The organism is Nioella sp., from assembly GCF_965215655.1.
Taxonomy (GTDB): Bacteria; Pseudomonadota; Alphaproteobacteria; order Rhodobacterales; family Rhodobacteraceae; genus Nioella.
The window spans coordinates 2,952,136-2,965,424 of record NZ_OZ244111.1 but is presented as its reverse complement, the minus strand read 5'-3'; the positions used below and the strand labels follow the sequence as shown (position 1 = coordinate 2,965,424).

Annotated in this window: 13 protein-coding genes; 6 read left to right on the top strand and 7 right to left on the bottom strand. The window is 63.3% G+C overall.

Annotated elements, in window-relative coordinates:
* The first annotated feature begins 54 nt into the window (after positions 1 to 54).
* From ACOOEX_RS14725 to ACOOEX_RS14710, 4 genes are all read left to right on the top strand, one after another.
* The gene (locus tag ACOOEX_RS14725; RefSeq protein ID WP_306045488.1) at positions 55 to 969 is read left to right on the top strand and encodes a LysR family transcriptional regulator; all 915 of its coding nucleotides are present in this window, start codon (positions 55 to 57) and stop codon (positions 967 to 969) included.
* Positions 970 to 1,099: 130 nt separating this feature from the next.
* Entirely contained in the window at positions 1,100 to 2,110 is a 1,011-nt protein-coding gene (locus ACOOEX_RS14720) for a TAXI family TRAP transporter solute-binding subunit (protein ID WP_420395530.1), read from the top strand.
* A gap of 118 nt (positions 2,111 to 2,228) precedes the next feature.
* Positions 2,229 to 4,115, top strand: coding sequence for a TRAP transporter permease (locus ACOOEX_RS14715; protein ID WP_420395529.1), 1,887 nt, complete (start codon positions 2,229 to 2,231; stop codon positions 4,113 to 4,115).
* Between the two features lie 25 nt (positions 4,116 to 4,140).
* Positions 4,141 to 4,635, top strand: coding sequence for a RidA family protein (locus ACOOEX_RS14710; protein ID WP_420395528.1), 495 nt, complete (start codon positions 4,141 to 4,143; stop codon positions 4,633 to 4,635).
* A gap of 43 nt (positions 4,636 to 4,678) precedes the next feature.
* Here ACOOEX_RS14710 and ACOOEX_RS14705 read toward each other — a convergent pair whose 3' ends face one another.
* From ACOOEX_RS14705 to ACOOEX_RS14680, 6 genes are all read right to left on the bottom strand, one after another.
* Entirely contained in the window at positions 4,679 to 5,719 is a 1,041-nt protein-coding gene (locus ACOOEX_RS14705) for a GlxA family transcriptional regulator (RefSeq protein WP_420395527.1), read from the bottom strand.
* Between the two features lie 29 nt (positions 5,720 to 5,748).
* Entirely contained in the window at positions 5,749 to 7,077 is a 1,329-nt protein-coding gene (glnT, locus tag ACOOEX_RS14700) for a type III glutamate--ammonia ligase (protein ID WP_420395526.1), read from the bottom strand.
* Positions 7,078 to 7,153: 76 nt separating this feature from the next.
* Entirely contained in the window at positions 7,154 to 8,497 is a 1,344-nt protein-coding gene (locus ACOOEX_RS14695; RefSeq protein ID WP_420395525.1) for an FMN-binding glutamate synthase family protein, read from the bottom strand.
* 11 nt (positions 8,498 to 8,508) lie between these two features.
* Positions 8,509 to 9,186 (bottom strand): protein GlxC, encoded by a 678-nt coding sequence (locus ACOOEX_RS14690; RefSeq protein WP_420395524.1) that lies wholly within the window; start codon positions 9,184 to 9,186, stop codon positions 8,509 to 8,511.
* Position 9,187: 1 nt separating this feature from the next.
* Positions 9,188 to 10,081: a class II glutamine amidotransferase gene (locus ACOOEX_RS14685; RefSeq protein ID WP_420395523.1), complete on the bottom strand. Its 894-nt coding sequence runs from the start codon at positions 10,079 to 10,081 to the stop codon at positions 9,188 to 9,190.
* A gap of 225 nt (positions 10,082 to 10,306) precedes the next feature.
* Positions 10,307 to 10,930 (bottom strand): helix-turn-helix domain-containing protein, encoded by a 624-nt coding sequence (locus tag ACOOEX_RS14680; protein WP_420395522.1) that lies wholly within the window; start codon positions 10,928 to 10,930, stop codon positions 10,307 to 10,309.
* Between the two features lie 274 nt (positions 10,931 to 11,204).
* On the opposite strand from ACOOEX_RS14680, the gene ACOOEX_RS14675 reads away from it, so the two are divergent.
* Together ACOOEX_RS14675 and ACOOEX_RS14670 are read left to right on the top strand one after the other, a co-directional pair.
* Positions 11,205 to 12,077 (top strand): HAD-IIA family hydrolase, encoded by an 873-nt coding sequence (locus ACOOEX_RS14675; protein ID WP_420395521.1) that lies wholly within the window; start codon positions 11,205 to 11,207, stop codon positions 12,075 to 12,077.
* 104 nt (positions 12,078 to 12,181) lie between these two features.
* A complete protein-coding gene (locus ACOOEX_RS14670) occupies positions 12,182 to 12,550 on the top strand; it encodes a hypothetical protein (protein WP_420395520.1) in 369 nt (122 codons plus the stop codon).
* 37 nt (positions 12,551 to 12,587) lie between these two features.
* Here ACOOEX_RS14670 and ACOOEX_RS14665 read toward each other — a convergent pair whose 3' ends face one another.
* Complete coding sequence (locus ACOOEX_RS14665; RefSeq protein ID WP_420395519.1) at positions 12,588 to 13,274, bottom strand: aspartate dehydrogenase domain-containing protein; 687 nt, start codon at positions 13,272 to 13,274, stop codon at positions 12,588 to 12,590.
* Positions 13,275 to 13,289: the final 15 nt, after the last annotated feature.

The following is a 13,289-nucleotide window of genomic DNA, read 5'->3' as shown; positions in this document are numbered from 1 at the left end:
GTCAGCTTTGTCGCGGGGACATCCCCCGCGAAACTGAAGGACGGCGCGAACAGGATGAAGATTACCCTCGCACAGCTTCGGGCCTTCGTGGCGGTCTCGCGGGAAGGGTCGTTCACCCGCGCGGCAGAGCGGCTTGGCACCTCGCAGCCGTCGGTGACAATGGCGATCCGGCAACTGGAAGAGGCCCTTGGCCTGAAGCTGTTCGACCGGTCCACGAAAGTTCTGGCCCTGACCAAGGCCAGCGCGACCTTTCTGCCGGGGATCGAGCGCACGCTGAACGACCTCGATACAACGCTGGCCGATTTTCACGCCGCCGCGGACGGGACACAAGGCAGTGTCGCGGTGGCGGTGCTGCCCTCGGTCGCCACGGTTGTTCTTCCGCGCACGATTCAAAGCTTTTCCGCGGCCTTTCCCAAGACCCGCATTTCCTTGCGCGATGACAATTCCACAGGTGTGTGTGACCGTGTGCTCAGCGGCGAGGTCGATCTGGGGGTGGCAGGGCGGACCGATCACGTTGCGGGGGTGCAGTTCGAACCCTTGCTGCGCGATCCGTTCGGGGCGGTCGTTCACAAGTCGCACCCCCTGGCCGGGGAAACGGGCCCGCTGACCTGGAAAGACCTGGCCGGGTATCCGTTCATCTCCTTCGCCGCCGATACGGGGTTGCGACCGTTGCTGGACACATTGGTCGATCAGCCTGACAACGTCAGTTCTCCCTGGATCGAGGTGTCGAATATCGCGACGGTTCTGTCGCTTCTGAAGACCAATCTGGGGATTGCAGCGCTGCCGAAAATGTCGGTGAACCCGATCGAGAACGACGTGGTTTTCCGAACCCTTCTGAACCCGCCGCTGTTTCGCGAGCTTGGGTTGATCACCCGACAGGGGCGATCCCTGACGCCCGCAGCCGAGCATTTCGTGGAGCATATGAAGGAAACGCTCAGGCCCAGATGGGAAAAACCGGCGGCGCATTGATACCGGCGGGTTATCTTTTTATTCGATTTGCTTATAGATGATCATTTTATATTAGAAATGCTCATAAAATACTTAGCACAATTCGTTGAATCATGTGTCCCATGGGGTATCCGAACCAGGAGGACTTCCCATGACTAATTCGATCAATCGACGCGGATTGCTTGCTGCGGCAGGCAGCTTCGCTTTCGCCTTGTCCGTGACCTCACCGGGTTTTGCGCAGGATCCTGACTTTCTGAATATCGGCGGTGGCCCAAGCGGTGGCACCTTCAACGTGGTCGCAACCGGCCTTGGCGATCTGTTGCGCGGCGAGTTTGCAGACAGCATCATCGGCGTGCAGCCCGGCGGATCCGGCCCCAACCTGTTGCGGGTGTCGTCGGGCGATGTCGATCTGGGCATCACCTCTGCCAGCAACGCGGCGGATGCCTGGGCCGGGCGCGACCCGGCGACCCCTGACAGCCCGATCCAGAATGTGCGCGGGCTGATGACCTTCTTCCCGAGCGCGATCCAGATCTGGGTCGATGCCGATTCCGACATTCACTCGGTCGAGGATCTGGTCGGTCGCCAGATCAGCGCCGGCCAGCCCGGCCAGACATCGTGGCTGGCCTTCAACAACCTGTTGTCGGTCTATGACATGAGCATCGAGGATATCGAGGCCGGTGGCGGCCAGGTGCATCCGCTGAGCTGGGCGGAGTCGCAAAGCGCCTTGCGGGACGGCCAGCTGGATGCGGTGATGTGGGTTGCGCTCTATCCCCATTCCACGGTTCTGGCCACGGAAACGGCGCGTGAGATCCGGGTGCTGTCGCTGGATGAGGCGCGTGTGGCGGAATACCTGGACCTGCACGGTGCGGGCTTCGCGGAAGTCACCCTGCCCGTGGGGCTCTATCAAGGCCAGAGCGAACCGGCCCTGACCGTTGGGACCACGACCTTCCTGTTCGCCTCCGACGACATGAGCGACGACACGGCCTACCGGGTAACCTCTGCGATCTGGAACAACCTCGAGAGGTTCCAGCAGACCCATGCCCTGCTGCAATATATCGAGCAGGACACCGCAGGACGTGGCATGTTTGTGCCGATCCACCCCGGCGCGGCCCGGTTCTATGAAGAGCAGGGCATCCCGATGGATGCGCCGCAACTGAACTGAGACAGATCGGGTCACGAGCGGTGATGCTCTATTGCCGCTCGTGACCTCTGCCCCCCTTATGTCCGATGTTTACGGCTGGCGGGCCAGTGATGCCCGCAGCGAAGCTTAGGTGACCCCAATGCCCATCCCCCTGGAGAGAACGGTGACGGTGCTGGCGGTGACGATGGCGCTTTTCCATCTTCTCGTCGCCTCGCCCCTGACCCTGTTTCCCGATCTGATCGTGCGCGGGACGCATCTGCTGCTGGCGCTGGTGATCGGATTCCTGATCTATGGAATGAAGGGAGGTACGGTTCGGAAGGCGGTCGACCTCGCCCTGATCGCGCTTTCGGTCGTCTGCCTGGGCTACCTTGTCGTCAATCACGCGTCGATCGTTGTGCGTCCGCCTTGGACGCGGGATGCGGCGCCGATTGAACTGTTCGTCGCAATCGGCACCATCGTTGTGGTGCTGGAACTGACCCGGCGCGCGCTGGGCATGGCGATTACGGCGCTGTGCCTGATCTTCATTCTCTACGGCTTCATCGGACCGGAACTGCGCCATATCGGGTTTCTCAGACCGCTGGCCCATAGCGGCGTGGACCTCAACGAGTTCGTGGACCAGATGTATTTCAGCTTCGAAGGCATCTTCGGGGTCGCGCTTGGGGTGTCCACCAGTTTCATCTTTCTCTTCGTGGTGTTCGGCGCGCTCTTGCAGGTGATCGGCGGCGGCGATTTCTTCGTCAATGTCACCAAGGCCGCGACCGGCGCGACGCGGGGCGGTCCGGCCAAGATGGCCGTGGTGGCCAGTGCCCTGATGGGCATGATGTCGGGCAGTTCCGTGGCCAATGTCGCGACCACCGGGGCGATCACCATCCCGATGATGAAGAAACTCGGCTACCCCAAGACCTTCGCGGGCGCTGTCGAGGCCGTGGCATCGACCGGCGGGCAGATCACGCCGCCGATCATGGGCGCCGCCGCCTTCCTGATGGCGGCAATTCTGGGCATCAACTACCAGGAGGTGATCACCGCCGCCGCATTGCCCGCCGTTCTGTTCTTCCTGTCACTGTTCGTGGCGGTCCACTGGGAAGCGCTCAAGCACGGTTTGCAACCGCTGGAGCGCGTCGAAAAGGGCGCGACGATGCGGGAATTCTCGGCGGGCTGGACCTTCATCTTGCCCCTGGTGGTGATCACCTCGTTCCTCATGATGGGCTACACCCCCAGCCTGTCGGCCTTCTACGGCGTGGTGGCAACGCTGGTGACGCCGTTCCTGCGGCGCTCGACCTGGGTGTCGCCCATGGTGCTGGCAGAAGGGTTGAACCTCGGGGCCCGTGCCGCCGTGACGGTTGCCATTGCCTGCGCCTCAGCTGGGATCATCGTTGGCATCGTCCAGATTTCCGGTCTCGGGTTCCGCTTCAGCAGCCTTGTGATCGCCTTCGCCAATGGCAATCTCTACGCCGCGCTTTTTCTTGCCATGATCGCGGCCTTCATCTTCGGCATGGGGATGCCGACGACGCCCGCCTATATCATCCAGGCCACGCTGGTTGCCCCCGCGCTGGTCGAGCTTGGTGCGACGCCGCTGTCGGCGCATCTGTTCGTGTTCTACTATGCTGTTCTGGGCCAGATCACCCCGCCCGTGGCGGTGGCGGCCTTCGCTGCCGCGCCGATAGCGGGATCGAGTTCCACCTCGGTCGGGTGGCGCGCCTTCGCATTGGGCATGCCCGCCTATGTCATCCCCTTCCTGTTCGTCGCCAATCCGGTGCTTCTGGGGCAGGGCGGATGGGGTGAACTGCTGGAGGTGTTGTCACGATCCGGGGCCGCCATCGTGTGTCTGTCCATCGCCCTGACGGGGTGGCTTGGCGGCCGGGCGCTTGGCTGGATCGGTCGAGGCATGCTGTTGCTCGCGGCGGCCCTGCTGATCGCCCCGAACCATGTTCTTAGCGCAGTCGCCATCTTCCTGTGTATCGGCGTCTGGTCGATCCAGTGGTCGGGCTGGTCCCTGCATCGCCTGAAAGGAGAGCCCCGTGACTGAGCCGAACCCAAGCCGGATGAGAACAATGCTGACGGGCCCTCGCGGTGATCTTGCCGATGTCGCGCGTCGCTTGCCCAAACCGGAAGGGACGAAATACCCCTATGAGCTGGTGATCATCGACGGCACGACTGCCTTTCTGGCCGGTCAGATCCCGAAGCAGGCGGGGCAGCTTGCGGTTGTCGGCAAGGTTGGCATCGAGGTCGGTTGCACCGAGGCCGCCATGGCCGCGCGCATCTGTGCGGAACAGGCGCTGGCCTGGTTGAACCACTCGGCGGGCGGGCTGAAGAACCTGAGACGGATTCTGCGACTGACCTGCTATATCGCCCATGAGGACGGGTTTCAGGACATATCGGCGGTTGCCGACGGCGCCTCCACCTACCTGATCGAGATGCTTGGCGATCAGGGACGGCACACGCGGTCCGTGGTCGGCGTGAAGAGCCTGCCCCGCAATGCGCCGGTTCTGGTCGAGGTGACGGCTTCTCTGATGTCGCCGGTCCGGGTCGATGCCATGGGCGGATGATCCACGGCGAACAGGAAGGCAGTTTCAAGCACTCCCTGCTTGGTTACTGCCGAAGAGAGAATGCCGGGCGCGTGAACGCGCTGGCCGTCTGGCCATTCGTCGGCCCGGTGTCGCGGAAGGCCACGTTGTTGCGACGATCCTCAAACGGCGACAGACCGAAGACGGACCTGTAATTCTTCGACAGCTGCGACGCATTCGTGCATCCGACCTCGATGGCGATATCGGTGATGGACCGGGTCGAAAACCGCACCAGCTGCCGCGCGGCCTTCATTCGAAGCGTGCGGTAATAGACGGACGGGCTTTGTCCCGTGGCGCTTTTGAACCGACGTTCCAGCTGACGCTGTGACATGTTCATGCGGTCTGCCACTTCGGAGATGCTGATCGTGTCCTCGATATGGTCATTGAGCAGCGCGATTGCCCGGCGCACGGGTTCCGGTACGCAATCGACGGTGCTGTCGGCGTATAATGTCGGCACCCGTTGCTGCACGCCGGTGCTGCGGATGATCGGATGCTGGAACCAGCAGGCCACCTCGGTGGACACATCCGGGCCGAGCCGGTCCGCGATCAGATGCAGCATCAGGTCGAACGCCGCCGCCGAGCCGGAGGCGGTCTGACGGGCGCGATCCACAACGATCACCTCGTCGGAGGACTCGATGGCCGGAAACTCGGCCACGAACGCGGCGCGATAGCACCAATGTACGCTGACCCGATGATCGTTCAGAAGACCGGCACGCGCCAGCGGAAAAACACCGCCACTAATCGCCCCGAGCACCGACCCGTGCCGCGCCAGATGCCGCAGCCGGCCTTGGCTGGCGGATCTGCTTGCAAACGCGCTGTCCGGGGCACTGAGAAGGAACATGTAGTCCAGCCCCGCCACGTCGGGCAGGGCGCAGTCGGCATCGAAGCCAACCCGCGCGCTGGACCGGACCGCCCCACCATCCTCGCTGACAAGGCACCAGTCGAAGACCTTGCGTTCGGCGATCTCGTTGGCCACCCGCAGGGGCTCGATCGCCGAGGTCAGGCAGGACATGGGAAAGCCCGGCAGCAGCAGGAAACCGAAGCGAATTGGCTTGTCTCGGGGCATGATCCTTGCGTTCCTCCCAGATTGCCGGATCAGATATCCAGCGTGTTATCCTTTTCCCATCGGCTGAAATGGGACACGAAGTCGTTCCATTCCTGATGCTTGAGCTTCAGGAAAGCCGCCGAGAACTCTTCGCCCATGGCCGCCTTCAACCCCTTGTCGCGATCATAGGCGCGCAGGGCGTCCAGCATGTTCAGCGGCAGTTTCGGCGCACCGCGCACCTTGTGGCCTTCGGCATACATGTCGATGTCATAGCGTTTGCCGGGATCGGCTTCATTGCGGATGCCATCAAGCCCCGCCGCGATGATCACCGCTTGCAGCAGGTAGGGGTTTGCCGCGCCATCGGGCAGGCGCAGCTCGAACCGGCCGGGACCGGGCACGCGGACCATGTGAGTGCGGTTGTTGCCCGTCCATGTCACGGTATTGGGCGCCCATGTGGCCCCCGACATGGTGCGGGGCGCGTTGATGCGCTTGTAGCTGTTCACGGTCGGGTTGGTGATCGCGGCCAATGCGCTGGCGTGGCTCATGATGCCGCCCAGGAAATGCTTGCCCGGGGCAGAGAGACCCAGTTCGCCGGTCGGTCCGTCGCCATCGCCGGCGAAGGCATTGACGCGTGCGGCATCACCCGGCGCGTCCCAGACAGAGACATGCACATGGCAGCCATTGCCGGTCAGACCCTCGACTGGCTTCGGCATGAAGGTCGCGCGCAGCCCGTGTTTCTCAGCCACCGACTTGACCATGAACTTGAAGAAGCTGTGCTTGTCGGCGGTGGCCAGCACGTCGTCGAATTCCCAGTTCATCTCGAACTGGCCATTCGCGTCCTCGTGGTCGTTCTGGTAGGGTCCCCAGCCAAGTTCCAGCATGTAGTCGCAGATTTCGCGCACCACGTCATAGCGGCGCATCACCGCCTGCTGGTCGTAGCAGGGCTTGGCGGCGGTGTCGTATTCATCGGAAATCTGCTCGCCATCGGCGGTGAGCAGGAAGAACTCGGCTTCCACCCCGGTTTTGACATGCAGGCCCATTTCCGCTGACTCGGCAATCAGACGGCGCAGCACATTGCGCGGGGCCTGGGCGACGTCCGCGCCCTCCATCACGCAGTTCGAGGCGACCCAGGCGACCTCTGGCTTCCAGGGCAGTTGGATGACGGAGGATGGATCGGGAACCGCCAGCATGTCGGGATGGGCAGGCGTCATGTCGAGCCATGTGGCAAAGCCCGCGAACCCCGCGCCATCCGCCTGCATGTCGGCAATCGCCTGCGCGGGCACCAGTTTGGCCCGCTGCCCGCCAAAAAGGTCGGTGAAGGAGATCATGAAATATTTGATGCCGCGCTCTGCTGCGTAGGCTGCCAGATCAAGTGTCATGTCGTCTTTTCCCGTTTCCCTGTTGCTGTCTTTATGCGTGAAAACGGCGCGAGGTCACACCCCGCGCCGCCTGATCTCAATATCCGCTGCCCGGTTTGCCGGGGTACCAGTCGGTGCCCGCCAAAGGCACCTGCGCCATGGCGGCGGCCTCCATCGTCAGGGCGCAGAGGTCTTCCGGTTCCAGATTGTGCAGGTGGTTGTGCCCGCAGGCCCGCGCGATGGTCTGGGCCTCCAGCGTCATGACCTTGAGGTAGTTGCGTAACCGGCGTCCCCCTTCGACGGGGTCGAGCCGGGTGGCAAGCACCGGGTCCTGCGTGGTGATGCCCGCCGGGTCCATCCCCTCGTGCCAGTCGTCATAAGCGCCGGTGGTGGTGCCGAGCTTCTGATACTCGGCCTCCCATTTCGGGTCATTATCGCCAAGCGCGACCAGTGCGGCGGTGCCGATGGCAACCGCATCCGCGCCAAGCGCCAGTGCCTTGGCCACATCGGCCCCGGTGCGGATCCCGCCAGAGACGACAAGCTGAACCTCGCGGTGCAACCCCAGATCCTGCAAGGCCCGCACGGCGGGGCGGATGCAGGCCAGCGTCGGCAGGCCCACATGTTCGATGAACACATCCTGGGTGGCTGCTGTGCCCCCCTGCATGCCATCCAGAACCACCACATCGGCCCCGGCCTTCACCGCCAGAGCGGTGTCGAAATAAGGCCGCGTGCCGCCGACTTTCACATAGATCGGCACCCGCCAGCCGGTGATTTCGCGCAGTTCGAGGATCTTGATCTCTAGGTCATCCGGGCCGGTCCAGTCGGGGTGACGGCAGGCGGATCGCTGGTCGATCCCCTTGGGCAGCGTGCGCATTTCGGCCACCCGATCGCTGATCTTCTGCCCCAGCAACATGCCGCCGCCGCCGGGTTTGGCACCCTGACCCACGACGATTTCAATGGCATCGGCCTTGCGCAGGTCATCGGGGTTCATCCCGTAGCGCGAGGGCAGGTATTGATAGACCAGTTTGCTGGAATGGCCGCGTTCCTCTGGCGTCATGCCGCCGTCGCCTGTGGTGGTGGATGTCCCCGCCGCGCTGGCCCCGCGCCCAAGCGCCTCTTTCGCCTGCGCCGACAGCGCGCCGAAACTCATGCCTGCGATGGTGATCGGGATGTCGAGTTTGATGGGGTTCTTGGCGAAGCGGGTGCCAAGCGTCACCGAGGTGTCGCAGCGCTCACGATAGCCCTCCAGCGGATAGCGCGAGACGGACGCCCCAAGAAACAGCAGGTCGTCGAAATGCGGCACCCGCCGTTTCGCGCCGCCGCCGCGAATGTCATAGATACCGGTCGCCGCCGCGCGGCGGATCTCGGCGTTGATCGGGTTGGAAAATGTCGCCGACTGAATGGGGACGGTGCGGGGGATCTTGTGGTCTTGATCGCTCATGGTCCTCGTCCTCAATAGGCGTTGTCGATGTCGAAATTGTAAAGCTTGCGGGCCGAGCCATAGCGGCGGAACTCTTCCGGCTTGGCGTCCACGCCCGCGCTGGTCAGCAGGTCCGCCAGAATCTCCAGATGTTCGGGGCGCATTTCCTTCTCGATGCAGTCCGCGCCGAGGCTTTTGACCGATCCGCGCACAAAGAGCCGCGCCTCATAGAGCGAGTCCCCAAGCGCATCGCCCGCATCGCCGCAGACAACAAGATTGCCCGCCTGCGCCATGAAGGCAGACATATGGCCGATATTGCCCTGAACCACTATGTCGATCCCCTTCATGGAAATCCCACAGCGAGACGAGGCATTGCCCTTGATCACCAGAAGGCCCCCATGCCCGGTGGCCCCGGCATATTGGCTTGCATCGCCCTCGACGATCACCGCGCCTGACATCATGTTTTCGGCCACACCCGGCCCGACGGAGCCTTCCACATGCACGGTCGCCTGCTGGTTCATGCCCGCGCAGTAATACCCGGTATGGCCCTTCACGGTCACTTCAATCGGGGCATCGAGGCCAACGGCAACCGCATGGCTGCCACGCGGGTTAAGCACTTCCCACGTGGGCGCGGTCACGCCTGATGACTGCGCCTGAAGGGTTTCGTTCAACTCGCGCAGCGAGGTGGTGGCTAGGTCGATCTGGCTCATGTCAGTGGCTCCAGAAATAGACGGTGGCGGGCTCGGGTTCCCAGACGCGGGCGGCGTCGATGCCCGGCAGGTTCACCAATGCGCGGTATTCGCTGCCGAAAGCGACGTATTGATCGGTTTCGGCCATGACGGCGGGTTTGCAGGCGATGGGGTCGCGGACCACGCCGAAGCCTTCCTTGGTGCCGACGACGAAGGTGAAAAAGCCGTCCAGATCGGTCAGCGACGCTTCCAGCGCCTCGCCCAGGGTCGCGCCGTTCTGCATTTTCCATGTCAGATAGGCGGCACCCACCTCGGTATCATTCTCGCTTTCGATCCGCACGCCCTCGCGCCGCAGTTTCCGGCGCAAGCTGTTGTGGTTCGACAAGGATCCATTGTGGACCAGGCATTGATCCGGCCCGGTGGAAAACGGATGTGCGCCCTCGGTCGTGACGGCGCTTTCGGTGGCCATGCGGGTGTGGCCGATGCCGTGGGTGCCGGACATGGCGGGCAGGTCGAAGCGGGCGGCCACATCGCGCGGCAGGCCGACCTCCTTGTAGATCTCGATCACATCGCCATCGCTCATCACCCGGATGCGGCCAGGACGATCCGCAATCGCGGCACGAGCGGCCTCGACCTGATCGGCGGGCAGTTCCAGAACCGCGTGGGTGTCATTGGCGCGCAGGGTGACCGGTGCGCCAAGGGAAGCCTCCAGATCCTCTGCCAATGTCGCAAAATCCTGATCGGGGTGGTCCGATTGCACCGTCAGCTTGGCCCGGTTCCCCGCCGCGCCATATATCGCGATCCCGGCACTGTCCGGCCCCCGGTCGGTCATGGTGATCAGCATTTCCGTCAGCATCGCGCCGAGCTGTGGCTCCAGCGCCTTATCCTTCAGGAACAATCCAACGATCCCGCACATCTGTGCATCTTCCTTTCAAAGAGTGGTCTGGCCGATAGGCTATCAGCAGTCGGCGGTCACATAAACCGTAGGGAATAAATTTTTCACAAGGGGCAAATTTGCAAGGAAAATCCGACATCGGAACCAGTTTTGCCGTCAGATCAGGCAAATGATGCGGGGAATGAACGGGAAATGGGCGGGGATACGCCCCATGATCAGGGATGTGCCCGGAATCAGCGCGCGTGGTCAGGTCGTCTGCGGATAGGAAATGATCGACAGGTAGCGCGCGGGCAGCACTTTGAGAATCTCTGGCCCGTGTGGCGCGTCGGCATCGAAGAACAGCGTATCGCCGGGGCGCAGATGATAGAGCCGGTCGCTATGGCGATACATCACCTCGCCTTCCAGCATGTAGATCGTCTCGATCCCGCCATGCTGGAAGGTGGGGAAGACATCGGATTCCTCGGTCAGCGTGATCAGGTAGGGTTCCACCATGACACCGCTTGCATTTGCTCCGATATGACCAAGCAGGTTGTACTGATGCCCGGCCCGTGTGCCTTCCCGGTCGATTTCCACCCCTTCGCCTGCCTTGGTGTGAACCGCTTCCCGATGCTCCTCGAAGCGGCGGAAGAAGGCGGTCAACGGCACCGACAGGGCATTGGCCAAGGTTTGCAGCGTGGTCAGGGAAGGCGAGGTATTGCCGTTTTCGATCTTCGACAGCATCCCGATGGACAGGCCGGTCAGCCCGGCCAGTTCCGCAACGGTGATGTTCTGTTGCAGCCGAAACCCCCGGACTTCGCGGCCAATGGCCACTTCCAGCACCTTTTCGCGGTCATCTGCCTGCCGATGCGGGTTCTGTTTCAGCTTTGCCAAGGATCTCGTCCTGCCTGTTCGGGCCTGATGTCAGGATCATCTAAACCGACTGACGGGCCGTTTGGAACCGGCAACCGGTTTTGCAGGGCGTTTTGACCCGGCAAAGGGGTCTGCAACAGGCGCTCGTGCACGCGGCCTTGTGCCGGTCTGCACATCCAGCGGGCGCAGGGCGCAACTTGCTTGACCCTCTATCCGAACAGCCCCTAACTGCGCACCACGGGCGTTCATCGCCTTCGCAAGCGCAAACCGCGTTGCCACAGAGGAAAGGACCGCGATGAAGACCGCCGCCGATGCGTTCGACGCCTACGAGGCCATTCGGCATCTTCTGCCAGCCATGCCCGCTGCGGGTGCGGGTCAGGATATCGGCTCGATTATGGACATCGCCGATGGAGTTGATGCGTTTGTCTTCGATGCGTTCGGGGTGCTCAATGTCGGTGACAGCCCGATCCCCGGTGCCGCCGAGCGCGTGGCGCAATTGCGGGTAAGAGGCAAGCTGATCCGGGTGCTGTCAAACGCTGCCAGCTATGACCGCGCGGCGGCCTTTGCCAAGTTCTCCCGGCTAGGATTTCCGCTTGCCGAGGACGAACTGGTCACCAGCCGTGACGCGACCTTGCGCGCGATGGATGAACGGCTTTGGGGGGTAATCGCGGCACCGGAAGATGCGCTGGAAGACCTGCCATTCCCGGTCCTGAGATTGGGGGAGGCCGCACAAGCCTACGACCGCGCGGAGGGAATCCTGTTCCTGTCTACCAGCGATTGGTCTGACCACCGGCAGACGCTCTTGCAGGCCAGCCTTGGCCGCCAACCCCGGCCGGTCCTGATCGGCAACGCGGATCTGGTCGCGCCGCGAGAGACCGGCCTGACGCTGGAGCCGGGGCATTACGCGCGCGGACTGCCGGGCGATGTCCGGCTGTTCGGCAAACCCTTCCCGGATGTCTACGACCTCGTGACCGCCACCCTGCCCGGGGTGCCCGCCGACAGGATCGCCATGTGCGGCGACAGCTTGCACACGGATATTCTGGGCGCTGCGGCACAGGGCTGGCGCAGCGTGCTGGTGACGGCTGACGGGCTCTTTGCCGGGGAGAAGACCGGCCCTTATGAGCAGCGATCTGGTATCGTCCCGGATTGGCGCGTGGCGCGGATCTAGCCGCGCGTCGCGCAGGCCCTCACATGGCGCATGCGTGTCACCGCCTTTCGTGATAGGCTTTGATACGATTTGCCACGTTCAAGCCTTTCCCGGAGACCATATTCATGCCCCGCAGCTTCCTGACGAGACTTTCGCTTGTGCTTGCGCTTTCCCTGTTCGGCAGTGTCGCAAGCGCCCAGACCACAACCGACTGGCTGACCAGTCAGGACTACCAGGCCTATTTCGACAGCGTGGTTCCGGCGGGATATATGCCCGTTTCGGTGGAGGCGGGGCTCGTCTATGGCCATGTCCGCTATCAGGCGACATTCGCGCGCACGCCTGCTGGCATGTCATGGGTTGCCCGCCATGGCCAATCCGACAGCAGCTTCGCCGAAACCAATGCCGGTCTGACGGCGCAGGGCTACAGGCTCAGCTTTCATCACCGTTTCGACACCGAAGGCATGGTCCGCAACCAGGCGATCTGGGTGCGCTGAAACGATCCGCTGCACCCGCCTTTGCGGGGGAGGGCGTTCAGTATCCGCCAAGGGTGAGCGGCGTAGCTCTGCGCGCAAGCGCGGCGAGGATCGCCGAGGCCACCGGATGCGGGCCGGGCCTGTCGAAACGGATATCCGTGCGGATGGTCTGGCCCGGCATGCCGAACCGCCCGGCAATGCGATGCGCGCCACCTTCCGGGGTGGAGATCAGGGTAACATGGGTCGCTTCAATGCCGGGGCCGCAGATGGCGCTGGCCATGGCGGTGTTGAGATGATCGGGAAAGCGATCCGCCGCCTCGGCAAGAGGCCCGCGAAACACCGGGCCGGGGCGGTCCGCGAGACCGGGCGCATATTGCCGGACAAGCAGTTTTGCAGGCAGACCCGGAGGGCACAGAAGCGGCCCGGAAATCCAGCCGGTGAACAGTCTCAGCCTGTGGCCGCTTTGCAGCGCGGCGCGATGCAGCCTGTCGTGCAGGTCGGGGTCGATTAGTGCGGCGGCACCGACCGTCCACAAATCCCCGTGCGACAGGGCCTCTTCGCCGAATTGGCGCAGGGCGTCCGGTCCGGCCATGTCGATGGTGATGTCGGCCTGGGGAAGGTGGCGGGCATCGCGTCCAAGGATCGCCTCGACGCAGTAGCCGTGAAGCGCTGGCAACTGGGCCGTGACGTCCCTGCCGATCAGGCCGCGTCCGATCAGGACCAGCTTGGTTGGGGAATGGGTCATCCGCTGCGCGAAGAC